General features: G+C 64.7%; 18 protein-coding genes. 7 read left to right on the plus strand and 11 right to left on the minus strand.

The annotated features are described in order from the left end of the window. Positions 1 to 9: 9 nt before the first annotated feature. The 3 genes from RMP10_RS12960 to RMP10_RS12970 all read right to left on the minus strand — a co-directional run bounded on the left by RMP10_RS12960 (position 10) and on the right by RMP10_RS12970 (position 5,475). On the minus strand, positions 10 to 3,546 hold the full coding sequence (locus tag RMP10_RS12960; protein ID WP_310570653.1) for an amidohydrolase family protein: 3,537 nt from the start codon (positions 3,544 to 3,546) through the stop codon (positions 10 to 12). Positions 3,547 to 3,649: 103 nt separating this feature from the next. Then, positions 3,650 to 4,660: an alpha/beta hydrolase-fold protein gene (locus RMP10_RS12965; protein ID WP_310570654.1), complete on the minus strand. Its 1,011-nt coding sequence runs from the start codon at positions 4,658 to 4,660 to the stop codon at positions 3,650 to 3,652. Positions 4,661 to 4,683: 23 nt separating this feature from the next. After that, a complete protein-coding gene (locus RMP10_RS12970; RefSeq protein ID WP_310570655.1) occupies positions 4,684 to 5,475 on the minus strand; it encodes a hypothetical protein in 792 nt (263 codons plus the stop codon). A 23-nt stretch (positions 5,476 to 5,498) separates the two neighbouring features. Between RMP10_RS12970 and asd the strand changes: the two genes are divergently transcribed. Then, complete coding sequence (asd, locus tag RMP10_RS12975) at positions 5,499 to 6,344, plus strand: archaetidylserine decarboxylase (protein ID WP_310570656.1); 846 nt, start codon at positions 5,499 to 5,501, stop codon at positions 6,342 to 6,344. Here asd and RMP10_RS12980 read toward each other — a convergent pair whose 3' ends face one another. After that, the gene (locus tag RMP10_RS12980; protein ID WP_310570657.1) at positions 6,345 to 8,714 is read right to left on the minus strand and encodes a hypothetical protein; all 2,370 of its coding nucleotides are present in this window, start codon (positions 8,712 to 8,714) and stop codon (positions 6,345 to 6,347) included. Between the two features lie 76 nt (positions 8,715 to 8,790). Here RMP10_RS12980 and RMP10_RS12985 point away from each other — a divergent pair, with 76 nt between their 5' ends. The 3 genes from RMP10_RS12985 to RMP10_RS12995 are packed head-to-tail and all read left to right on the plus strand — an operon-like array spanning position 8,791 to position 11,115. Next, positions 8,791 to 9,240, plus strand: coding sequence for a hypothetical protein (locus RMP10_RS12985; protein WP_310570658.1), 450 nt, complete (start codon positions 8,791 to 8,793; stop codon positions 9,238 to 9,240). Between the two features lie 13 nt (positions 9,241 to 9,253). Continuing rightward, positions 9,254 to 10,186 (plus strand): alpha/beta fold hydrolase, encoded by a 933-nt coding sequence (locus tag RMP10_RS12990; protein ID WP_310570659.1) that lies wholly within the window; start codon positions 9,254 to 9,256, stop codon positions 10,184 to 10,186. A gap of 8 nt (positions 10,187 to 10,194) precedes the next feature. Further along, positions 10,195 to 11,115 (plus strand): L-lactate dehydrogenase, encoded by a 921-nt coding sequence (locus tag RMP10_RS12995; RefSeq protein WP_310570660.1) that lies wholly within the window; start codon positions 10,195 to 10,197, stop codon positions 11,113 to 11,115. On the opposite strand, the gene RMP10_RS13000 is transcribed toward RMP10_RS12995, so the two are convergent. Both RMP10_RS13000 and RMP10_RS13005 read right to left on the minus strand, forming a co-directional pair. Next, positions 11,073 to 11,795, minus strand: a complete 723-nt coding sequence (locus tag RMP10_RS13000) for a cyclase family protein (RefSeq protein WP_310570661.1) — start codon at positions 11,793 to 11,795, stop codon at positions 11,073 to 11,075. The two genes, RMP10_RS12995 and RMP10_RS13000, sit on opposite strands and share 43 nt — an antisense overlap. 18 nt (positions 11,796 to 11,813) lie before the next feature. After that, positions 11,814 to 12,431, minus strand: a complete 618-nt coding sequence (locus RMP10_RS13005; protein WP_310570662.1) for a superoxide dismutase family protein — start codon at positions 12,429 to 12,431, stop codon at positions 11,814 to 11,816. Between the two features lie 96 nt (positions 12,432 to 12,527). On the opposite strand from RMP10_RS13005, the gene RMP10_RS13010 reads away from it, so the two are divergent. After that, positions 12,528 to 13,685: an FAD-dependent oxidoreductase gene (locus RMP10_RS13010; RefSeq protein WP_310570663.1), complete on the plus strand. Its 1,158-nt coding sequence runs from the start codon at positions 12,528 to 12,530 to the stop codon at positions 13,683 to 13,685. Further along, positions 13,682 to 14,578 (plus strand): M23 family metallopeptidase, encoded by an 897-nt coding sequence (locus RMP10_RS13015; RefSeq protein WP_310570664.1) that lies wholly within the window; start codon positions 13,682 to 13,684, stop codon positions 14,576 to 14,578. The genes RMP10_RS13010 and RMP10_RS13015 overlap by 4 nt, the downstream gene beginning before the upstream one ends. Before the next feature lie 11 nt (positions 14,579 to 14,589). On the opposite strand, the gene RMP10_RS13020 is transcribed toward RMP10_RS13015, so the two are convergent. The 5 genes from RMP10_RS13020 to RMP10_RS13040 all read right to left on the minus strand — a co-directional run bounded on the left by RMP10_RS13020 (position 14,590) and on the right by RMP10_RS13040 (position 22,420). Continuing rightward, positions 14,590 to 15,303: a DUF1499 domain-containing protein gene (locus RMP10_RS13020; RefSeq protein ID WP_310570665.1), complete on the minus strand. Its 714-nt coding sequence runs from the start codon at positions 15,301 to 15,303 to the stop codon at positions 14,590 to 14,592. 33 nt (positions 15,304 to 15,336) lie between these two features. Then, positions 15,337 to 16,356 (minus strand): fatty acid desaturase, encoded by a 1,020-nt coding sequence (locus RMP10_RS13025; RefSeq protein ID WP_310570666.1) that lies wholly within the window; start codon positions 16,354 to 16,356, stop codon positions 15,337 to 15,339. A 569-nt stretch (positions 16,357 to 16,925) separates the two neighbouring features. After that, positions 16,926 to 17,708, minus strand: a complete 783-nt coding sequence (locus RMP10_RS13030; RefSeq protein WP_310570667.1) for a DUF4397 domain-containing protein — start codon at positions 17,706 to 17,708, stop codon at positions 16,926 to 16,928. Positions 17,709 to 17,714: 6 nt separating this feature from the next. Continuing rightward, positions 17,715 to 19,307: a SusD/RagB family nutrient-binding outer membrane lipoprotein gene (locus RMP10_RS13035; RefSeq protein ID WP_310570668.1), complete on the minus strand. Its 1,593-nt coding sequence runs from the start codon at positions 19,305 to 19,307 to the stop codon at positions 17,715 to 17,717. A gap of 32 nt (positions 19,308 to 19,339) precedes the next feature. Next, positions 19,340 to 22,420 carry a SusC/RagA family TonB-linked outer membrane protein gene (locus tag RMP10_RS13040; protein WP_310570669.1) on the minus strand — a complete coding sequence of 1,027 codons (3,081 nt, stop codon included), beginning with the start codon at positions 22,418 to 22,420 and terminating at the stop codon, positions 19,340 to 19,342. Positions 22,421 to 22,659: 239 nt separating this feature from the next. Here RMP10_RS13040 and RMP10_RS13045 point away from each other — a divergent pair, with 239 nt between their 5' ends. Beyond that, the gene (locus RMP10_RS13045) at positions 22,660 to 24,558 is read left to right on the plus strand and encodes a serine/threonine-protein kinase (protein WP_310570670.1); all 1,899 of its coding nucleotides are present in this window, start codon (positions 22,660 to 22,662) and stop codon (positions 24,556 to 24,558) included. Positions 24,559 to 24,563: the final 5 nt, after the last annotated feature.

The raw sequence follows: 24,563 nt of genomic DNA on the forward strand, positions 1-24,563 counted from the left end.
GCGAACCGGTTACTGCCGGATGCCCGCCGCTGCCGTAGGCACCGTGTAGCTCCACGGCTGACGCACCAGCGGCTTCTTCCGCGGATACACTTCATCCAGCGTGTTGCCGTCGAACAGTCGGCCGTTCACCATCACCATCGACACGCTGTTGCTGTTGCGGATGTTCACCAAGGGATCACGGTCGAGCACGATCAGGTCGGCGAACTTGCCGGCCTCGAGCGATCCGATTTCACCACCAAGTCCAATGGCTTCGGCACCTACGATCGTGGCTGAACGCAGCGCGTCGTGCGTGGAGAGTCCGCCCGACTGGATCAGCCACAACTCCCAGTGCATGCCCAGTCCCTGCAACTGGCCGTGACTGCCTACACCAATGCGACCGCCGGCCGCCACCGTTTTCGCGATGTCCTCCGCATGTTGCCACATGGCGTACTCTTCCTTCACGGCGAAGCCGGCCGGTCCGGGTGCATTGCCGGCGCCGCGGCGACGCACCTTGCCGTCGAAATCGACCGGATGCGTGAAGCGACGAAGCTTGGCGTCGTTCATCAGGTCTTCCGTCTGGTAGAACCAGCCTTCACCGAACGGACCGCCGTACTCTACGATCAGGGTCGGCGAGTTGGTCACCTGCGTCGCCTTGTACCACTCGAAAATGTCTTCGAACTTGGGCGTGATCGGCAGCGTGTGCTCGATGCCGGGATAGCCATCAATGCCGTGCGTGAGGTTGAGTTTCTGATCGAGGCCGCCTTCGGTGGTCGGCATGATGCCGAGCTCCTTCGCCGCCATGATCAGCCACTGCCGCTGCTGACGGTTCCCACTCATGTACATCTTGAGCGTCTTCGTGTCGTAGTACTTGGCGTACCGCGTCATGATGTCCTTCGCATGCGCATAGTCGCGCACCGGCTCGGCCGAGAAAACACCGGGGCCCGTGGTATAAATGCGAGGGCCGATCATCTCACCCGACTCCACGCGATCCGTATACGCCAGGAAGTCGGTGCTCGACGTTTGCGGATCGCGCGTGGTGGTGGTGCCGTAGGCCAGCGTGGCGAGATACTGCCACGTTTGCGTGTTATGGATCTGCGGCGTGAGCCATTGCGGGTGGTAGTGTGTATCCACCATGCCGGGCATGATCGTCTTGCCGCTCACGTCGAAGATCTGCGCGCCGGCAGGAATGGTCATGCTACCGCGCGCACCGACGGCCACGATGCGACTGTCGCGCACCACGATGTCAGCGTTCTCGATGATCTCGTTCCCCTTCATCGTGATCGCCTTCGCCCCGCGGAACACCGCCACGCCACGCGGCGTGTCACGAGGCGACATCACCGTGATCTTCATTTCCGCCGGCGTATAGGCCGGCAACGGCTTCTTCTTGGTGGTGTCGGCCTTCGCGATGGAGTCGCCGCGCATGATGCTGTCCTTTACCGACTTCGTGGTATCGGCTCGCAGGCGCGCTTTCATCTTTGCATCGGCCTTGGCCGAGTCCTCCGCCACCTTCGCGCGGTCGAGATCGTACGACCACACCGAATTGCCGAGCGCCCAGTGCACCACCCGGCCGGTGCTGTTCCACGTGGGGAACTCGCCACCGATCGTGTTCAGCTTCTTCACCGGCGCCGAGGCTGCCGCCGGCATCGACACGTTCACCGTGGGCGCGACGGCACCCACCTGCGCCACCGTGATCGTGTAGAGGTCCATGCCGACCATCGCCAACGCCTGATCGCCACTCGGCGCCATCAGCACCAACGACGCTGGCGGCGGCTGCGGCGGTGTGGGCTCAGCGGGATCGAGGTGCGTATCGGTACCCAGTGGACGCGCGGCGCGTCCGCCGATGTAGTGCCGCGACTCCTTCTCGACCAGCGCCGCATCGAGACCGGGTTCACCGCCGGCGCCCGGCGGCAACGGGCCCGTGACCTTGAGGTGCGTCTTGATATCGGTGCCGTCCCAGCGAAACGACTGCAGCCCCGCACGTCCGTACGCGAAGATGCGTGTGGCATCCCGGGTGAAGTGCGGCGTGCCCAATCCGCCACTGGGCATAATCACCGACAGTGCGCCACCCGTAACCGGGAGCCACACAATGTCGGCTGCCGCGGGACCGAAGAACGCCGCACCCGCTTCCTGCATCTCGCGGGCCGCGGCACGCACCGCGACAATCCGATCGCCCGCGGGCGACCATGCGAGATCCGTGTACAAACCAGCCGACGTGGTGAGCGTCTGCGTGGTCCAACCTTTCTTCGCGTCGAAGGTGGCACGCATGATCTGGCCACCGACGGCGTCGTCCCAGGTGACCCACGCCAACGACTTGCCATCGGGCGACCACACGGGGCCGAACTCACCCGTCGTGTTCTTGCTCACGCGCGTCGGCGTGCCGCCGGGCAACGCCATCACCTGTATGTGCCCCAACGACGAGAACGCGAGTTGTTTGCCATCGGGCGACGGCTGAATATCGCGTACTTGTCGCGAGGTGAACGTGGCCGCCGTGTCGATCTTCCAGGCAAACTTCACCTCGGGTCCCATCTCGAGCTTCACTTCGGCTTCGAAAGGAATCTTGGTCGCGGCCGACTTGTCGACCGGTACCCGCCAGATCTCACCACCGTACGACACGACCACCGACTTCGAGTCGGGCATGAAGCTGAAGCCCGGATACGCATCCATCGGCGCGCGCGACTCGGTGTCATCGCGCTGCACGGGAAAGGCCAGCCAGTCTTCCTTCTGCGTCTCGAGATTGCGAAGGCGCAGTCCCGTCTTGGTTTCGAAGCGCGTGCCGTACACCAAGTACTTGCCGTCGGGCGACAAGGTTGGACGGAAGCCGGATCCGAAGCGCGTCGTCATCTGCGACACGCGTCCCGTTTCCTTGTCCCACACATGGAGCTGGAATTGCGCGCCGATGCTGTTGTACTGCCAGTCGCCGGTGCGGGCAGCGAACCACATGTAGCGCGGGTCCTTGCCGAAGGCGGCGCCAAGCAGCTTCAGCGTGGCCGGCAGCGTGGGCTCCGTCGTGATGGGCAGGCCATTGCCGCCGTTCACGTTGTACATCCACAGCTTCGCCGCGCCGCCCAATCCGCCACCGCGCGAACTCACCACGTAGGCACCGTCCGGCGTCCACTCCGGCGACACGTACATGTTGTTGTTGCCCTTGGTGACCTGCGTGGTGTCCTTGCCGTCGAGCGACTGAATCCAGACGTTCTCGCCGCCCGAGCGATCGGAGATGAACACGATCTTCCGGCCATCGGGCGAGAAGCGCGGCTGCGCATCGAATCCCATACCGCTGGTGAGGCGCGTAGCCTTACCGCCGGCGATTGGCATCGTGTACAGATCGCCGAGCAGATCGAACACGAGCTGCGAGCCGTCGGGCGACACGTCGAGGGACAGCCAGCTGCCCTTCGTCGTGGTGAAGATGTGGGTGCGCGCCGTCTTGAGCGGCAGCGTCTCGGCGGCGGACGAGGGGCCGTCTTGCGCGTGCAGCAACGCGCCAGGCAGCGCGCTCGACGCGATCAGCGCCAGCGCCGCGAGAGGTACGAAACGTGGGGTCAGACGGTGCGGCAGGCGATGCGTCACGCGAGCGTCTCCGACGAGGGGGAAGGAAGGGATTCGGAAAGATACGCCACCGTCCGGTCTGCCGGATGCCAGCCTATCAGCTACGAACGCGCTGCCGAGCGAGTCACGGCGGGCATGGACTGCCGGGTGCGGCGCCCGAGAACTGCTGCGCAAAAAACGGCAACACGCGCTGCTCGAACCGTTGTCGCGTACGATCGGTGTGCCCGCCGGCGAACGCATCGAGGCGATAGGGGATCTTGGCGCGGGCCAGTGCGTCGGCGTAGGCGCGCGACCCCAACGGCACACTGGCGATGGCGTCGTCGAGCCCGTACTCGATGACCACGGCGCAGCTGCGGCGCAGGCCCGTGGCGTCTTTGGTGAGCTGATCGACCGGCAGAAACTTTGACCACGCGCCGGGCTGGTCGAACGGCGCCGCGAAGGCGGCGGTCATGGCGCGGGCGAGGCGCACACTGCCAGCGATTGGTTGCGGCGGCGTGAGTGTGGAGTCACGCACGTACGGCCAGATTTCACTTGTGGGCGCGAGCTCACCCACCAACGCCGTGCAACACGGACTCATGGCGTACACCGCGCCGAATACGTCGCTGTGCTTCTGCGCGAGATACAGCGCACCAAAGCCGCCCATTGATTGTCCGGCCACTCCACGCGACGCACGGTCGGGGCGCGTGCGATAGCGCGCATCGATGTAGCGCACCAACTCCTGCGATACAAAGTCATCCCATTTACCGAACGCTGACGAGTTCACATAAAAGCTGCCGCCCATCGCGTTGTCGGCACTCGGCATCACCACCAGGAACTCGCCGGCATCGACGCGCCAGAGACTGTCCATCGTTTGCTGCAGGTCGAGCCCCTGGTACGAGCCATCGAGCCATTCACGCGGATGCGACGTGAAGCCATGCAGCAAGTACAGCACGGGGAAGCGGCGGTTCGGTGTGCGGTCGTAGCTGGGCGGCGTGTAGACGAACACTTCACGATTCGGCGTGTCGCCGATGGCGTTGCCGGCGAGTGCCTTGGAGCGGATCGTGTCGACGAGAATGCGTCCCTGCGCCGTGAGCGGCGCGGGGAGGCAGAGCACGAGGAGGAAGAGGCGGAGGGCGAACAGGATTGATCGGCGCATGCGGCTATTCTAGCGTGAAGCGCTTAGCGCTGAGCAGAAACAGTGATCATCCCGGCGCCCTCGAGCGCGCGCGAGCACAGGGCCCGTGAGGAACTGGCGAGGCCCGCAGGTGGAACGTCCGGCTTGGGAAGCCGACGCGCCTCACGTGGGTCGGTGTCGACCTGAAACGCAAAGGCCAGACACACCTGTCGGCGCACGGGGACATTGCCCACGTGAGAGACGCGGAAATTCCCGACCGTCAGCCATTGTTCGACGGAGCGGACGAAATCCGCATGGGTTCCCGCGAACAGGCGCACACTGTTCTTCTCGGGGCGGCCGGTCGTATCGACCACAAACATCGCGAACACCGACCCGCGCGCACCAGCGAGTCGCTGCGCGTTGGGGAACGCCGGACCGCGTCCTCCCTTCGGAAAGAGCGACGCTGCATCCACATCCACGTCCACATACGGCCGCGTGTCCGACTCGCGTTGGATCGGCAACGGGAAATCCTTCGGCGTCGGCGCTACTCCCGCTTCGATCTCGACCGGTACGCGATGCACGCGCGGCGCGGTTTTCCCGAACGAGAGCACGTAGCTCCCCGCGCTCGGCGCGACCACCGTGAACTGCCCCGTGGCATCGGTGGTCGTTTCGTCGAGCGCCACCAGTCCGGTGTCGGACATCTGCACGAGGCGCACCACGTAGTCGACGGCCGGCTTCATGGTGCGGTCATCCGTCACGCGGCCGCCGATGACCTGGGCGGAGAGCCTGTCGGGGAATGCGGACGCGGCCGTGGTCAACAATGCCGCCGCGAGAACGGAAGAACGCCAATATTCCATGACCGTACATTACATTCTGTCCCGTGTCCTCGCCTCTCTTCGTCATCGCCCAGTACCTGCTGCCCAAGCGGGCCCTCACGTCGCTGGCCGGCGCCTTCGCGTCGGCCCGGCGCGGCGAACAGACGACCTCGGTGATCCGCTGGTTCGTGGCCAAGTACGGCGTCAACATGAGCGAGGCGGCCGAGCCGGACATCACCACGTATGCCACGTTCAACGACTTCTTCACGCGTGCACTGAAGCCAGGCGCGCGATCCATTGCCCAGGCCGAGTTCGTGTGTCCGGTGGACGGCGCGATCAGTCAGCTCGGTCCCATCACCGGCGATCAGATCTTTCAGGCGAAGGGGCACAGTTACTCCACCACGGCGCTGGTCGGTGGCGATGCATCACTGGCCGCGCCCTACGCCAACGGGGACTTCGCCACGATCTATCTGAGCCCCAGGGATTACCATCGCATTCACATGCCGTGCGATGGGCGTCTGGTGCGCATGATTCACGTGCCTGGCGACTTGTTCTCAGTGAATCCCACCACCGCGCGCGGCGTGCCAGGACTGTTCGCGCGCAACGAACGCGTGGTGTGCCTGTTCGAGGGCGCCCACGGGCCGTTCGTGATGGTGCTGGTGGGCGCCACGATCGTGGGCAGCATGGCCACCGTGTGGCACGGTATCGTGAACCCGCCGCGCCCGGGCACGGTGCGCGAGTGGGACTACACCGACCAGACCATCCATCTCGCCCAAGGCGACGAGATGGGACGTTTCCTGCTAGGCTCTACGGTGGTGATGCTCTTCCCGCCGAAGACCGTCACGTTCACCGCGCCGTGGGCCGCCGAACGGCCCGTGCGCATGGGTGAACCGATGGGGACGCGGCCGTAACTACGCGGTCTTCTTGGTGCCGAACGACACGAACATCGGCACGAACATCATCGCCGCCGCCAGCAGCAACGAGATCACGCTGATCATTTTGCCACGCGCGTAGGTCGGCGAGTCGAACCACAACCGCACCTCCTTCGCCCCCGGCGGAATATCCACGCTGATCAGCGTGTGATCGGCGCGACGCACGATGCCCGGCTTGCCATCCACTTCGGCGTGCCAATCCGGATACCAGTTCTCCGATACCAGCAACTGACTAGTCGCTGCTTCGGCACCGGTGAGCGATATGCGCATCTTGCCGGCGCTCCACTCGGTCACCGTGGCCTTCACCTGCGGCGTGGGGAACGGCGGCGTGGCGTTTGGCGACGTGGCGGTGGACGTATCAGGCAACAACGCCACGTTGCTGATCGGGAAGCGTGGATCGATCACCGTGGCCATCCCCTGCTCTTCGGTCAGCTTGGCCGACACCGGCAGCACGCGCGCATACGCCGGCGTGGTGTCGCTTTCGTACAGCGTGGCCGTGGTGCCGAAGGCCGTGGGCGACGGCGGCACGACCAAGTGGAAGCCGGGCACCGGCTGCGTGTCGGGCAGGATGAGATACCGGATCGACAGCAGGTCGAACATGTTCGGCGTGAGCAGGTTGCGGAATCCTTCCTTCGCTCCGGCCAGCTCGTTGTAGCGCTGCAACTGGAAGCCGTGGTAGCCCATCGCACTCGGGATGCGATACGCCATCAGGATCGACTGCTGATAACTGGCACCGCCGTCTATCAAGCGATACGGCGGCGGTACTTTCCGGAGGTATCCCGTAACTGCATCATCGGCGAATTGCGTGCTGGCCCGCGGCGAGAACGTAAAGAACAGCTTGTCGAAGCTCCACAGGTCGATTCCAACAAGAGTCACCAGGGCGACCGTCGCGACCCGAGGTACAATTTTTCCGGCCGTCGTGGCCCAGAGCACAGCACCGCCGAGCACCACGAACACCAGCAACCGCACCGCACCACTTTGAAGATTAGGCGCGTTGGCGGCAACACCCTCCAGTCGCTCCGGAATCGCCAACGACTGGGCGAGCCCCTGCAATCCGCCGACAGCACCAAGCAGCGCAAACGCCGCCGTGCCACCGACCACGATCAATACCGTACGCATCGGGACAGCTCGCGCGAACAGCCGATCAACGCCAACGCCCGCTAGCACGCATACAAAGAACGCCGGAAGATAGAACACCATGCCCATCGCACGAATCTTTTTCACGAGCGGCAGCAGCTCGTAGAAGGGCTTGTAGAACGGTGTGTACCCCGCAAATGAGAACATCAGGAAGAACAGCGCGCTCGCCCCAAGCACAATCACCAGTCGACGACGTGCTTTGTCGCCCAGCGCCAGCGCTGCCAGAGCCAGCGGCAGAAAGCTCATGTACTCGGTGTGAAACTTGATGGGGTTGCGACCCCAGTACTGATCGAGCACGCCGTTGAACTGCGGCAACAGCAAGCCGAAGATCTCGGATGGTGGCAGTGCATAGCTCGTCGCAAACTGCCAGCCGGTATCCGGTCCCCCCTCGGCGCGCGGTGAGTACGGCACGTACTCCAGAAACGGCAGCACCTGCAGCGCGGTAATGCCGCAGCCAATGACCACGGCTATCAATGAGAATCCCAGCGCTTTCACAGGATTTACATCAGTCGGTCGCTGGGGATCGAAGAACACGAGGTACAACGCCCAGATGCCGAGCGCGAGCAACAGGAAGTACGCCGGGTGGTAATGTCCGAGTACCATAAGGGCGACCACGAAGGCAAACGCCCCGTAGCACCACGTCTTGCCGTGCCGGATAGCGCCAAGCAGCGTCCAGAATGCCAATGGCGCGATGGCGGCCACGAACAACTTGCCGTCATGCCCCGGGCTCATCTGCGACGCCACGATACCCGTGAGTTCGTACGCCACCCCGGCAATCACACTCGCATTCCACGAGAGCCCGAGCGACCGACAGAAGCGATAGGTGAACCACCCGGTCAGCACGAAGTGAATCGCCATACCGAGCGTGATCGCGACATCCACCGGCATGATCCATCGGAGCCACGCGGTCGGATAGAAAATGTCGCCGTGCATCGCTGCGATGTACGGCAGGCCGCCGTACAGATACGGATTCCACTGCGGAATAGCGCCGTCTTTCAGGAACGATTCGGCGCCGAACAGGCGGAACGAGTAGCCGGCGATGAACATGTCGGAGCGACTCCCACCGAACAGCATCTGTCCGGTGAGGAGCGGCCAGAGCAACAGCATCGCGGCGCCGAGACACAGCGCGAAGGCGAGCGTGTGGTCGAGCGTATACGAACGCGTCGGCCCGGCACTCGGCGTGGCCGAAATGGTGGAATTGGCGGAAGGCATCGGGGAAAAGTAGACCGCCATTTATGATTCATCTATGCATTGCCCTCCACTGGCTGCCGTTTTCGCGCTTTCGATCATGATCGCCGCCTCGCTGGGCGGCCAAGGCCGGCCACTCGTGGGCAGCGTGGGCCCGCAGGCGTTCGGACCGCCCGCCCCGGCGCCCAAGCCGATCGGAGGTCTTTCGTCGCGTCCCATACCGCGCGGAGAGCCCAGGGTGGGGTACCTGCCCTACCGCGTGGCCGACGCACCCCGGTTCCGCGGCGGCGTTGCGGTAAGCGCCCCCAGCGCCCCCGAGCGCGCGCCACGCCGCCCCACCTGGACGCCCACCGCCGAGAAGCCGAAGTGGGTGATCGACACCACGCTCACGCCGGTGCAGTCGCAGCGGGATCTCCTCGTGACCGACGTGGTGTGCAACTACGCGGGGGCCTGCCGAGCAAGAACCCAGCGCGTGGCGGCCCGTTGGGTGGCACGCTGCGGCTGCTATGCCTTCGCCGACGGGTGGAATCGCGTGTGGCGCGTGGAGTAAGTTCCGCCGCACTATGACACGACGTATTCTAGCGATCGCCGCTGCCGTGGCCCTCATCGCGGCCGGCGTGGCCCTGTACACCCCCGATGCTGACCAAGACACGCTCCGCGCCCGCTACCTCGCCAGCGCAAGCGACTTACGCACGATCGAAGGCACGTCGTTGCACGTCCGCGATACCGGACCACGCGATGCACCGGCGCTGATCCTGCTGCACGGCTTCGGCTCGAGCTTGCATACGTGGGAGCCGTGGGCCCGCGCGCTCGATAGCACCTATCGCGTGATTCGCTTCGACTTTCCCGGCAGCGGCCTGAGTGCGCCCGACGCCACCGGCGACTACGCCGACATGCGCAGCATGCAGCTACTGGCCACGCTCATGGACACGCTGGGGGTGCAGCGCGCCACGCTTATCGGCAACTCGATGGGCGGCCGGATCGCCTGGGCGTTCGCCGCCCGATATCCCGAGCGCGTGGAGACGCTGGTGCTGATCTCGCCCGACGGCTTTGCGAGTCCGGGCTTCGAGTATGACAAACCAGCCGACGTACCGCTCGTCCTGCCACTCATGCGCTACGTGATGCCGAGATCGGTGTTTCGCATGAGTCTCGAGCCGGCGTATGCCGATCAGCGTGTACTCACCGACGGCCTGGTGGCTCGCTACTACGATCTCATGCTCGCGCCGGGCGCGCGCGACGCGATGCTGCAGCGCCTGCGTCAGACGATTCTCATCAATCCCATTCCGCAGCTCCGGCAGATTCAGGCACCAACGTTGCTGTTGTGGGGACAACAGGATCAGATGATCCCCTTCAGCAATGCCGCCGACTACATGAAGGCATTGCCGCAGGCCACGCTGGTGCCGCTGCCCAACGTGGGGCATCTCCCGTTCGAGGAGACGCCGACGGCCGCGCTCGTGCCGTTGCGTCAGTTCCTCTCGCAGCGCCTCTCTCACTGAGACATCTCATGGCTCGACGGGTCGCCATAATCGGCACCGGCTGGGTAGGATCGAGCGTGGCCATCTCCACGCTGCAACTAGGCGTGGCCGACGAACTCCTGCTGTACGACGCCCGCACCGAGGTCGCCGAAGGGGAGGCGATGGATCTCGCGCAGGGGAGTTCGTTCTACCCCGGCGCCACCGTGCGCACGGCGTCGATCGAGGAGATGATCGACGCCGACGCGATCGTGATCGCGGCCGGGCGCAACGGCAAGCCCGGCGAATCGCGACTGGCCTTGCTGCGCGACAACGCCGCGTTGGCGCAGGAACTCGGCGCGCGCCTTTCGGCCGCGCGCGGCGTGATCGTCGTGGTCACCAATCCGGTCGACGTGCTCACGCGCGTGGTCCTCGAAGCCTCGGGACTGCCGCCAGCGCGCGTGATCGGGACCGGCACCATGCTTGACACGGCACGCCTTCGCGAGGCACTCGGACGCGCGCTCGACCTCGACCCGCGCTCAGTACATGCGCAGGTCGTCGGCGAACACGGCGACTCCGAAGTGGTGCTCTGGTCGAGTGTGCAGATAGGCGGCGTGCCGCTGGCGCAGTGGCCCGGGTGGAGTGCCGATCGCGAAACGCCCATGGCCAACGAGGTGCGCACCGCCGCCTACGAGATCATCAAGCGCAAAGGCGCCACCAATCACGCCATCGGCTTGGTCACCGCCACGTTGCTGCGCACGATCCTGCGCGGTGAGCGTCGCGTGCTGACGGTATCACGATGGCAGGAGGGCGCGTCGGGCGTGCGCGACGTGGCGCTTTCCATGCCGACCATCGTGGGCAGTGGCGGCGCGGAGATCGTGCTCGAGCCGGAAATGCTGCCACAAGAACGCGAACGCCTCGAGCGTTCGGCTCAGGTGCTGCGCGATGCGTATGCGAGTGTGCGCGACGCGTAGGGGACCGTAGCGAACGCGCGTACGGGAAAGGTCCCCACGCCCACCAGCTTGGGCGGCACGGCGGTAAAGCTGAAGCCTGAATCGGGCAGCAGCTGCAGATTGCACAGATGCTCGGCGATCAGGATCTCCTTGCGCAGCAACACCGTGTGCACCGGACGCGTACCGCGCTCGGTATTGTCGATGTTCATCGAGTCGATCCCCACCAGCACCGCGCCGGCATCGCGCAACCAGATCGCGGCCTGCTCGGTGAGATACGGATGCCCCTCGAAGTAGGCATCGGTGCCCCAGTGCGCGTCCCACCCCGTGTGCACGAGCACCGCCTTGCCACGCACTTCGGGCAGCGAGAGTTGCGCCGACAATTGCGCGACATCGATCGCGCGCTCCGCACGCGTGGTCGCGCGCACCACGAGTGCGGATTGATCGACAAACCGTTCCAGCGGCATCGACGCCGTGTCGCGTCCATCGGCGTAGCGATGGAACGGACAGTCGATGTACGTGCCGGTGTTGGTGATCAGCTCCACGCGACCGATCTGAAACTCGGTACCCGGTTCGTACAACGCACGTGAGTCTTCCCGACTCAGGTAGTCGCAGATCACCGGCGCTGGCAGACCTTTGTAGTACACCACGCCATCCTCGATGGCGTGGCTCAGGTCTACCAGTGTATGCGCCTGCACATTCACGGTCGCGTCACTCCTCGTTCAGGAGCCGGAGGCCACGCCGCAGGCAATGCGAGCACCCGAGTTTCCCGACGGATCCGTCTTGTAGTCGTCGGCGGTGGCATGAATCACGATGGCGGCACCATCGGCGTCGAGCAGTGGGTTTTCGCCACGCAGCGAACCGGCCGGCGTCGACATCTTCACCACGGCGCTGCTGTCGGCACCGACGGTGACGTTCATGAGATCGCCGTGATGCGGACCGGCTTCGTTCGTGCTGCCGTGCTGCTTGGGCGTGGGGCTCCAGTGCGGTCCGGCGCTGGCGAAATCAGGAGCGTCGCAACGACCGACGGCATGGATATGCATGCCGTGCACACCCGGCGGCAGGCCGCGCAGCGTGCCGTCCACCGAAATCGCGGCGCCGGCGTCGGCGAACGTCAGCACGCCGAGTTCACGGCCGCCCGCATCGACCACCCTCGCGGTCACGCCAGCGCTGGCGCCGGCCGTCGCGGTGGAATCGAGTGTCAACGACGCGGCGGAATCGGCCGCCATGGCCGAATCCTTGGCTGAGGCATCCTCGGCCTTACTGCAAGCCGCGAAGAGGAGCGCGACGCCGAGCGCGGCGGAGGCGCGGCGAGCGAGGCGGGGCGAGGCGGAGCGCATAGGCGTGTCCTGGCGGTTTGGGAGATCGGGGCAGAGCAACAAGTCTACTGCACGGGCCGTGCTAGGCGAGTCGATTTGCGGTAGCTTGCCCGCCCAATGCACGAAACCCGCCCCGTTGCACCCATGCTCTTCGACACCGACGTTGCCGTGGTGGGCGGCGGCCTCGCCGGCCTGACCGCCGCCTGCCGCCTTGCCGCGTCGGGACAGCGCGTGACCCTGCTCGAGGCCCGCTCGCGCCTCGGCGGCCGCGTACTCACCGTCCCCGCCGTCCCGTTCGCCGACGGCGCCTGGCTTGATCTCGGCCCCGCGTGGTTCTGGCCGCACCAGCAGCACATTCGCGCGCTGGTCGCCCAATTGGCGCTTCCCGTGTTCGCGCAGCACCGTGAGGGGCTCGCGAGGTACGAAGCCGACGCCGGGCGTGCCCCGGAGTCGTTCGACGCATCCGGACAGTCCGATCCGTCGTATCGCCTGGCCGGAGGCATGACTGCCCTCACGCATGCACTTCACGCCGCGTCGCAGGCCGCGCCCACACCAGTCACCGTACATCTCAACGCGGCAGTGCACACGGTGACCCTGCAACCACACGGCGTGACCGTCGACGGGACTGGCTTCCGCGGAACGGCTCGTCGTATCATCGTCGCCGCTCCGCCGCGGGTCGTGTCGCGTGACATCGTGTTCGCGCCGCCGCTCTCCCACGCGATGCGGGCGACGCTCATCGACACGGTCACGTGGATGGGGCACGCGATGAAGTGCGTCGTGACCTACGACGTGCCGTTCTGGCGCAACGCGGGGCGCTCGGGGTACGCCGTGAGTTGGGGCGGACCGCTGCAGGAGATTCACGACGCGTGCGTGCCGCCGCAGGATGGAGTGCCGGCCGGCTCCGCGCTCATGGGCTTCGTGGCACCGCGCACCAGTGCTGCCGCTCGGGCATTCCGTGACGCGAGTCTCGAGGAACGCCGCGCGGCGGTGCTGGCACAACTGGCGCGACTCTTCGGCCCCGAGGCCTTCGATGCGACTGGCTACGCGGAGTATGACTGGACGCGAGACCGGCTCAGCTGCGGACCGCACGATGATACGCCACCGGCGGCCCATCCCGACTACGGGCTCGCCCTCTTCACTGGCGATGCATGGAATGGTCGCCTGATCTGGGCCGGCTCGGAAACCTCCGAGATCGGTGGCGGGTATCTCGACGGAGCCGTGGCGTCGGGATGGCGCGCCGCCCACGCGGTCCTCTCCTTCGCCGAGTCGTCGTGAACGTGTCTGCCCCGCTGCACGCCGCCTTGGCGCTCGGACTGTTGCTCACGTTCGGCCACACTCATCGGGTGCAAACGCGCGCCTGCCCACTGCCGTCCGACTTCGCTTGGCAGCCGGCGTCACCGAAGGCCGGCTCGCTCTTTCGCGTGACGACGTCGGCGCGCACCGTCGGCGCCACCGTCGCCGCCACCGTTGCCGGTGAAACGCTGCACTTCCGCGTATCCGGCGACTCGGCGGTTGCGATCGCGGCGGTGCCGATCGATTCCACAACGGGTATCACGATGACGTGGTCTTGCAGCGGCGAGGCGTCGGGGAACGTGCGCATTCCCACCCTGGCCGGGAGTTATAAGCTCGAGCGACTGCGGGTCGCGCCGCGATTCGGTGCTTCACCCGATGCAGCCACGGCCGAACGCATGCGCGTCGAAGCCGAGCGCGCGGCCGCCGTCTCACGCGACGCGCACAACACCCCGCGACTCTGGTCGTCGCCATTTCTTTCGCCGCGGTCGTCGCGCATCACCAGCCCGTTCGGCGGTGGTCGCACATTCAACGGTGCCGTGACCAGTCGGCATATGGGCACAGACTACGCCGGCGCTGTGGGTGCACCGGTGCGTGCGGCCAACCGCGGCGTGGTCCGCATCGTCGATGCGTTCACGCTCGGCGGCAACGTGGTGTACGTCGATCACGGCGAAGGACTCGTCACGGCGTATTTGCATCTCAGCAAACAGCTGGTGTCGGTCGGTGACACCGTGGCGCGCGGCGACACGATCGGACGCGTCGGCGCCACGGGTCGCGTGACGGGGCCGCATCTGCACTTCATTGCGCGCTTCGGCACCATTACCGTGGACCCAGCGGGGCTCAACACACTCGCGCGCAGCGCACAACGACCGCGCTGAAACGGCGGCGACTAGCGCTGCAGTTCGCTCAGATAGCGCCGAATGCGGGCGGCGTTCGCGCCCACATCACTGCGGCCCACGCGGGACACCGAGCGCACATCAATGCGAGATCCGCCGTTTTCGGCGCGGATACGCACGACAACGTCGTCCTTGAAGCCAAACCAGGTCGTGGTGGCGGTGGCTTCGAGGCGACCGCTGGGTGAGTCGCCGGCAACGACCTCCCATCCCATCACCTTCGCCGCGGCCACGGCACGTTCGAAGGCCGCCAGCGGCGGCACCGGAAGCATGAGCGGCTGCACGTCGGGGTATGCCGTCCGCTGCAGCGCGGCGATGCTGTCACCGGCATACACGGCGGAATTCGGAGCCGATGCACGCAGCGGCAGAATTGCCACGAATGCCGGCGGGTCCGTCATGTCCGTCGTGATGTCATGAATCGGCGGCACCTGCTTCGCGGTCTGCGAGAAGCGGTACGGCACGCCGACCGTGACCGCCGCCAGCAGCAGACCAAGCACCAGCGTGACACGACTGCCTCCGCTCGCTCGTGTGAGCAGCAGCGCCAGCACACATGTGATGGCGGCCGCCACACCGACGTACGCCGAGTAGCGCAGCATCGAGAGCCCGGTGCGGTAGTGCCACACACCGAAGCGCGTCCCAAGGCCCGACGCGGCCAGCATCACGATGCTGGCCACCGCGAGCAGGACTGCCAACGCACGGAGCAGTTTCACGTCGCGTCTCCGGCGTTGGCGGGCATCACCGTGTTACGCCGCCTGGACGTCGCTGAAGCGCACGAGGCGCTTCGTGTCTTCGTCGTACAACGCCAGACGCAGCGCCTTCACACCCATGCCGATCGTCATCAAGGGCGCGGCCTCGAAGATCGGATTGTCGTCGTGCGCTTCCTGCAACCGGAAGTTCGGGATCTTCGGGCCGATGTGGTGCACGTGGTGCAACCCGATGCTGCCGGTGAACCACTGCAGGATCGGATGAAGCCGCAGATGCGAACTGCCCGTGATCGCGGCCGTGGCGTAGTCCCACTCGTCGTGCGTTTCCCAGTAGGCATCTTCGAACTGGTGCTGCACGTAGAACAGCCAGATGCCGGCGGCGGCGGCGACGTACATGCACGGCAGATACACCAGCAGGACGGCGCGCGGCCCCCAGAGCAAAATCGCCACGGTGATCGCGGCGGCGATCGCGAGATTCGTATACCACACGCTGTACAGCTGCTTGGTTTTCGTGGCCTTGCTACGACCACGGAATCGCTGATTCAGCATGAGGTGCAACGGACCGACCAGCATCAGCGACAGCGGATGACGAATGAGCCGGTAAATCAGGCGGCCACGCGCGTCGCGCTCGAGATACTCCTTCACCGTAATCGTGGGCACGTCGCCATGACCGCGACGATCAAGATCGCCCGACGACGCATGATGCAACGCATGGTCGCGGCGCCACTGCGCAAACGGCGTCAGCGTCATCACGCCGGTCACGAAGCCGAGCGCATCGTTGACTTTGGGCCACGGCAAGAACGACGAATGGGCGCAGTCGTGCATGATGATGAACGTGCGCACCAGCAACCCCGCGCCGGGCAATACGAGCAACGCCGTAACCCACGGGGCGACCTCGATGAAGTAATACATCGCCCACAACAGCGCACCCAACGGAACGAGCGTGTTCACGACTTGCCACACGGCGCGACGAACATCGGCGCCGGCGTACTTCGCAACGATCGCGGTCCACTCCGAACGGGGGACCTCCAACGTGCGGGACTGGAGCAACTCAGCCATGCAGGAAATGACCTGAAAACGAGGGCGGGAAGGCGCAGCACCGGCGCGCCGATACAGTATGAACTATCGCAGGAACACCGAACTCGGCGATAGCCCTAGTGGTAAGGAATACGCGCCGCCAGTGGTTCCCGCTGACGTGATACACCCGTAATCCCGACAGTTACGGTCGTTTCTCACGATCGGTCCGAATGACACAGTCATGGAGCAACAGCTCATACAACGCGATGGCCTGGTGACCATCGCCGCCGCAAGACGCGGGACTGCGAGGCCGTCGCGCCAGCGGGGAAACACGCGAACATCGCGGGTGAGCGGCGCCACCGGCGGCTGTTTGCGGCATTCCTCCACGCGTGGCACGTGACTGCCGAGACCGCGTTCGGCTACGGCAGGATGTCGTCGTCGTAGGGGAAAGTGAGAGGACCTGCGCGTCACTGCCTTCGAGCCTCATAGAGTACAGCGAAGCTGCGTGATGGCCTACCAAACGATGTCCGCCATGGTATCCCCGAGCGCCGCCTCGACCGCTTCCGTCGTACCCGTCTAACCCTGTGCTCCGCCGCTTGCCAAGACCGCAACTACCGGTTGATCGAGTTATCGAGGAACGGGCGATTGACCAGCGTACCGGTGGGGGACAGCGTCATGTCACCACGTAGCGTAATGGTGTACACACGCCCAGCTAGGAACGACACATTCGTTCGGGTCACGACGTTGGTGGGCGATCCCGGCAAACGCAGGATCAAGTCGTACGCCCCCTGCGGCGCCGCGGTAAAGCTCCCCGCACTCTTGAACGCGGTCGCCGCCGCGCCGACGGCCGTTTCCGTGGCCGCCGTGGTGTTGCTGAGAAAAAGCTGCATCGGTTGCGCATTCGGGCTGGCATTCACGAAGCGCACGAGCGCCTGCGTGAAGTCGAAGGTATCGGGGAACTGATCTTCGACGACAAAGCCGTCCACGCGCTTGGCCGTGGCATCGTACACGCCCGCCATGTACACCGAGTAGGCCTTACCCGAAACGACCGTAGCCGGGATGGTCGACACGGGAAGGTCCTTGTCGACCGTGGCCGAGATACGGCCAGAGAACGTGTAATCACCGGCCGCGATGCCAGTGTACAGGTTGCCCGCCGCCACCGCACCGTACGCCACACCGACCGTCGACTCCACTCCGGTCACAGAGGAGATCGCCGAAATCTTGTTGGTGTTGGCGTAGAAGTTTACCTGCGGCGCGTTGATGCCGAAGTTGAAGAACTTCACGCGCGCACCAGACAGTGGCGCGGTGATGTCATCCAACTGAATCGCGTCTTTGGTACAGGCTGCCAGGACCAAGGCCCCCAGCAGCACTCCAGTGAATCGAAGGGGTCGCATGGGCGGTTACGGTTGAGTGATCCAGAGCGGCTTCGTATGGAAATCGGGCGCGAGGCCACCGATTTTGTCGAGCGACGGACGGTTCCACACGTATTCCGAGTTGTACCGGGCGCGCACCCGTTGCGCGATCTTGTTGCCGTTATCCGCGAACAAGACCAACGGCGTAGCGAAACCGGGGAACACCTGTCGGCCGGTAGCCGGATCGAGGCCGGTGTAGTTGTAGCGACGCAGATCCGTCCACGTTTCGACATGCGCCCACGCCCACTGGGCGATGTACTTCTGCGACATCACCATCGACAGCGTCAGCTGCGCCGGATTCGTCGGCACGACGGCCGTGTTGGCGAGGTAGGCCGACCGCTCCGCTGGCGTGATCTGCGCCACGGCTTGCGCGTCGTCGCTGTTGCGCGCGTTCACGAAGTCAATGTGTGCCGCTACGCCCCTCGAGTACGCATCGAGGGCGACCGCACGGTTCCCCGAACGGAGCGCCGCCTCGGCCTTGATGAACTGCAACTGTGCATACGTCATGATCGGAAAGCGAGACCGATCGGCGAACAAATACCGCGAGGGCTGCCCTGCGCCGGCCGTTCCGACGTAGCCGAAAAAGTTGTTCGGCAACTGCGCGGCCGGCAGCGCGAGGGTTCCGGAATTCGGGTCCCACGCGCGGAAGGTACCGTCGGGTGACGGTGCCAACATGCGCGACACGCGGGGGTCTAAGGCCCCTGCGAAGACCGTGCCGTTCATCAAATTCAGGACGAACTGCGTCTGCCGGTACGAATTCAGGTTACCGCGACGCGGCCCCCAGAAGTTGGCGTCGGCATTGTCGGCGCTGGTGCCGCTGTACGGTAGCAAGGCATCGTCGGCATTGCCGGTAAAGGCGTTGTCGACAGCGTCAATCACCGCCTGCGGCCGATAGGTCCCCTTATTGGAGAAGTGGTTGAGCGCCATCGCGCGCAGCCCGGACGCAAACCGCAACCAGCGCACGCGATCACCGCTATACACACGATCAAAGCGCGAGATGTACGCCGAGCTCACACCGCCATCGGTGCGCGCCAGATAGACCGCGGCCGAGTCGAGATTCCGGAAGATCTCCTGATACGCGTACTCTTCGGTATCGTAGTCAAACGCAAAGCGGGTGGCATCAAAGGACTGCTGAATGATGCTTTCACCGTGCATGTTGGTGAGTTTGAGCCATCCCCACGCCTTGATGGTGAAGCCAATGCCCAGCAGGTCCCATCGCTCCGCCTCACGCGCCTTCCGCATGAGGTCGACGACGTTCTGGCCGAGCACGAAGTACACGTCACGCCACAGCTGCCCACCGTTGTCGCTTGGCGGGATGTCGTAGCCCATGCGATCCCATACACTGGGCAGCGCCGCGCCGGAGGGCAGTGTCCAGTTTTGCGTGTACCGCCCCACGAACCGTCCGTCGAACTGCTCGGAGGTGGCCATCGAGCTCAGGATGGGCGGCAGATATAGATTCGGCTCGACCTCCTGCGGGGCGTTGGGATTGACGTTGACGTCGAGGAAGTTTTGGCAGCCGGCGACACCGACGAGCGCACCCGTGAGAAGGGCGCCCCGCAGCAGCACGCGAGGGCGGCGCAAAAATGATAAGGAACTCCGGAGTATGTGCATGATCAGTATCCCACCGTGATGCCGAACGAGAAGCCGCGCGGCATGGGGACGTTACCGTAGTCGATGCCGACGCCGCCCGACCCACCGACCGCGGCCGTCGTGCCGTTAACAATCGGATCGAGACCCGTGTAATTCGTGAAGAGGAACAAGTCAGTCCCGCGGATGAAGGCGCTCGCATTGCGCGCGTTCAGCGCACGGCCCGGGAGCGGGAAGCGGACCGTCACGTCACGCAAACGCACCCAGTTGATGTTTCTTTCGATGAACAGTTCTTCGCTGATGCCCGTGTAGAAACCCGGCTGAACGGCGGGGATGACGACAATGTTGTTGGCCGTCGGCGTGGCGCTGTTCTCTTTGCCGTCACGTAACACGCCGGGGATCACCCGCGGGCGCTCGCGATCGAGTGTCAGCGGAGTCAGACCACGGGTGGTCAGGAAGTGCTGCGTGGCGTTGAACACATCACCGCCGTTCCGGAAGTCCCACAGCATCGACACCCGCACTTTACGGATGGTCAGGTTGTTGGTCACGCCCATCGTCCAGCGCGGCGTACGGTCGTACCCGGCATCGACGAAGTTGCCGTTGCGCGCCGGCAATCCGGTGGTGGGGTCGATGACCAGCTGATTCTGGTTGTTGCGGAGGTAAAACGTACCCGTGAGCGATCGCGTGGACAGCCCCGCCGAGGTGCCGTTCCGCACGTTACCGTACAACCACGTGTCGGAGACGTACGCTTCCGGGAACTCGTTCGGCAACTTGATGACCTTGCCGCGCGACTGATCGTAGTTGGCAATGACTTCCCACGTCACGTTGCGGCTCTGGATCGGCATCGCCCGACCAACCAGTTCCACGCCCACGTTGCGCGTCTCTCCACCATTGAGATTCAACAGAATGAATCCCGTGCCGTAGCTGCTGCGCGTGTCGTTCACAATCTGGTCGGTGTTGCGCTTGCTGTAATACGTGGCGTCAAGGCTGAGGCGATCGTTCAGCGACGCGATCTCAAAGCCACCCTCAGTCGACTTCGTAAACTCCGGACGCAGATTCAGGTTCGGACCCGTGAAGCCGTAGCCGTAACCGCCGCCAGTGGATGTCTTCGACTCGAGGAACGACCGATACGCGTAGGGCCTCGCGTCGCGACCCACCTCGGCGTACGTGGAACGGAGCTTCGCCGTCATGTGCCGGCCGATCATCGGCACGGCGTCGGACAGCACGAACGAGCCGGCGATGGACGGGTAGAAGAACGAATTCCGTTCGGCCGGAATGGTGGACGTCCAGTCGTTTCGCCCCGTGACCGTCAGGAAGGCGTAATTGCGGTAGCCGAGCTGCGCCTGACCGAACGCACCCACGAGGCGCCGTTGCGCGATGCTCGTACGAGCGAACCGGGTCGACACGTCGGTGTTATTGATCGAGATAAAGTTCGGCTCAAGGAATTGGCGCCCGCTTTCTCCGTTGACCGTGCTCTTGGTATCCTGGATCGCGTTTCCGACGAAGCCACTGAGCGTGAAGTTCTTGGGCAGGCTGACCTGCTTGAACGTGAACACGTTCTGCATGTTGATGCTACGCGACACGTCCACCGAGTTGTCGAGAATGCCGTTGTTGGCGAAGCCCAAGGCACTCTCCGGATGCCGCGCGATCACGTTGCTGTTGGTGTAGCCGTCTACGCCGAGATTGGTCTTGAAAAAGCCCCACGAAAACGGCGTAATCGTGAGCCCCAGGTTGGGGTACAACCGAACCTGCTTCGAATTCAACAAGTTTTTCGAGGTGCTGAAATACGGGTTGTCCGTTTCACCGTTCTGGGCCAGCGCGGTGACCCGTCGCCGCTGCCCCTGCGGCGTCAGAAAGTCACTCGCTTTGTCGGTCGACGGCCACAGCAACAAGCCGAGTAACGGACCGCCGTCACCCCGCAGTGGCTGATCATTGTTCGATTGCATGTAGATCAACGACAGGTCGGCATTCAGGTACTTATTCACCTGAGCCGTCGACCGACCCGTCAGATTGATTCTGTCAAGGCCGGCGCCAGGAAGCACACCGAGATTCTGGTTGAAATTGCCCGACACCCGGTAGCTCACTCGACTGTCGTTCGTGGCACCGCTAACGGTCAGCGTATGCTGCTGCGACACGCCGGTCTTGAAAAAGCCATCCACGTTGTCATAAAACGTGGTGCCGGCCGGGTAGGGATTCCCGAAGTACTGGAAAGAACCAAGCGCTGCACCAACCGCGCTCGTGGGGCCGTATGTGCGCTGCGACTCGGGGGCGACGCGCACGCGGTCCATGCGCACAAAGTTGCTGTACTCAAATCGACCGGCGCCGGCCTTACCTTTTTTGGTGGTGATAACGATCGCGCCGTTCGCGGCATCAATGCCATACAGCGCGGCGGCCTCAGCGCCCTTGAGGACCACGAGCGTCTCGATGTCCTCCGGGTTGATATCGGCCGACCGGTTGGTAAAGTCCACGCCGCGGTTGCTGAAGGCCGTGGCAGAGCCGGGGTTGTCCGACGCCAGTGACCCGGTGTTGAGCGTCTTGTTGTCGAGCGGTAGGCCGTCGATGATCATCAGCGGTTGGCTGCTGGAGCTGATCGAGCTCACACCGCGAATCGTGATGACCGTAGAAGCACCGGGCACGCCCGACGAACTGCTCACCTCGACGCCCGCCACGCGCCCCGCGAGCGCATTGATGAAGTTCTCACGCCCCGTCTGCGCGATCTCGGCCCCGGACACCGTCTGCTGCGCGGCGCCAATGGTGCGCTTGGCCGATTCCTGGCCAAGGGCAGTGACGACGACAGCGTCGAGGTTGGAGGCCGTTTTCTCGAGACTCACCTCATAGCGCGACGCCGCGCCCACGGTTCGCGTGACCGGCACGTAGCCGATCATGCGGAACTGGAGGACCTGCCCCACCTCCGCCAGGATCGAGTATTCGCCGGTGGACGCGGTGGTCGCCGCAGTCGCTGTACCGCGAACGGTGACCGACACGCCCGACAGCGGGAGCGTCTGGTCCCGCGTCACTTTTCCTGTGATGACTTTGGGCTGCGCTGCCAGCGGTGCCGCCAGCAACCACGTGCCCGCCAACACCGCGAGGATGTGTGGCCTGTTCATAGAGAGGGGGGAGGAGGGAACAGCCGTGCTCAATTACGCTACACTAGGCGGGAGCCAGCATCAGCGCTAGAGGGTTGGACCCGATTCATCGAGCTCCACCAGCGGCAATCGCCACGTTTTCCGCCCATGACCTGCTCTTGACAAGCAACGGCGGGCGATAGAACGCCAGGAAACGTCTCGGCCGGCTCGTTCGTCTATACCGGCTTGCCCGTAGCCTGTGAATGTCGCCCAGAGGACACATGGCCCAACACTCCGCCCCGGACGCCCTGTTTCTGGCGTTCCAGACCGCCGTCGCGGGGCGCTATTCGATTGATCGTGAACTGGGCCGCGGTGGTATGGGGGTCGTGTACCTCGCTCGCGAGGTGCACCTCGATCGACTGGTGGCCATCAAGCTATTGCCGCCCGAGCGTGCGAAGGACCCGACGCTGCGGGATCGCTTTCTCCGAGAGGCACAACTCGCCGCCAAGCTATCGCACCCGCACGTCATCCCGATCCATGCCGTCGATATCGCTGGTGACTTCGCATACTATGTGATGATGTACGTCGACGGTGAAACGCTGTCGCAACTCGTGCAATCACAGGGTCCCCTTGCCGCGCGCGAGGCATCGCGCCTCTTGCGTGAGGTCGCTTGGGCGCTCGGGTACGCCCACGCGCAAGGCCTCGTGCACCGCGACGTGAAGCCTGAGAACATCCTGATCGAGCGCGAGAGTGGCCGCGCGATCGTGTGTGATTTCGGTATCGCCGCGGCTCTTGGGCAAGACCCCTCGACGGACCGTGCAGTCAGCGGCACGCCGGAGTTCATGAGTCCAGAACAGGCACTCGGGCACGATGTCGACGCACGCAGCGACCTGTATTCACTCGGCATCACTTCGTACTACGCGCTCACCGCGCGGCTGCCGTTTACCGGGATCAGCGCTACGGAGGTTCTGGCCAAACAGGTGACCGAAGCGCCGCGCCCGCTCTCGTCATTGGGCATTGCCGTTCCGCGTCGACTCGCGCAGCTCGTGGAGCAATGTCTCGCCAAACATCCGAGCGATCGGCCCGCGCGCGCGGATGCGCTTGCTGAAGCACTCGGCGTCGCCATCGAACAGCGACGCGAGCTGCCCGCGGCGCTTCGCGCCTTCGTCAAACGGGACGGTCGAATGGATGGTGGGGGTACGCTGCTCGGACTCATCACCGCCTTGGTCTCGGCCGTCGGGCTTTCGGCCTCGGCCGGGCCTTCGGCTGGAGTCGTGGCACTCGTGACCATGTTGGCGTTGATGCCGGCAGTGTTCGGCGTATTGGCGGCGCGAGATCTTTTGAGTAGAGGCTTTGCTCTAGCGGACCTTCCGCAGGCCTTTCGTGTCGAGCGGGAAAGCGCGCGCGAGGAGCGCGCCGTACGTCAGCCGCGGTGGCGCACCCTGTTGACCCGCACGTTAGGTGCGACGACGCGCGTGGTGGCGTCGACAACCGCCCTCATTACCCCGCTGACGTTCTTCGGAGGCACATCTCCGCGGCTCTCCGCCGTCGCGTCGCTTGCGTTGGTGGGCACCGTGGCGAGCATCGCACTCACGATCACGTGGCTCGGTGTCATGCAGCGTCAGCGTGATGTCGACGTGGAGTTCTGGGGCGCTGCATGGACTGGCCGTTTCGGCGGACTCGCGTTCAGCGCGGCGAAACGACTGCGTGGCGCACAACGCGCGGCGCCCGCGATGACCCATCGGGCAACGGAGCTCTCGCTCGGTTTGGCCGCCGAACAGCTATTCGAGACGTTGCCAGCTTCGTCGCGGGCAGCCTTGTCAGATCTGCCATCAGTGCTGAAACGCCTGCAGCAGGATGCACAGCGACTCCGCGAGCGACTCGATCAACTCACGGACGCCATTGGCCATCATACACACGATGGAAATCATGGCGTCGACGGACTGCGCGGCGAGCGTGATGCCGCGCTGGCGCGACTTCGCGACGCGGTGACGGCACTGGAGACGCTGCGACTGGGCTTACTGCGCCTGCACGCGGGATCAGCCTCACTGGAAAGTCTCACCACGCACCTGGAACTGGCGGCCGACGTTTCGGCTGAGGTCGATCGACTGGTTGCAGCGCAGCAGGAAGTCGAAGCTGCGCTGACGTACCCACTGCGCCCCGCACTCACTCCGGCGTGATCTCC

The organism is Gemmatimonas sp. (assembly GCF_031426495.1).
Taxonomy (GTDB): Bacteria; Gemmatimonadota; Gemmatimonadetes; order Gemmatimonadales; family Gemmatimonadaceae; genus Gemmatimonas.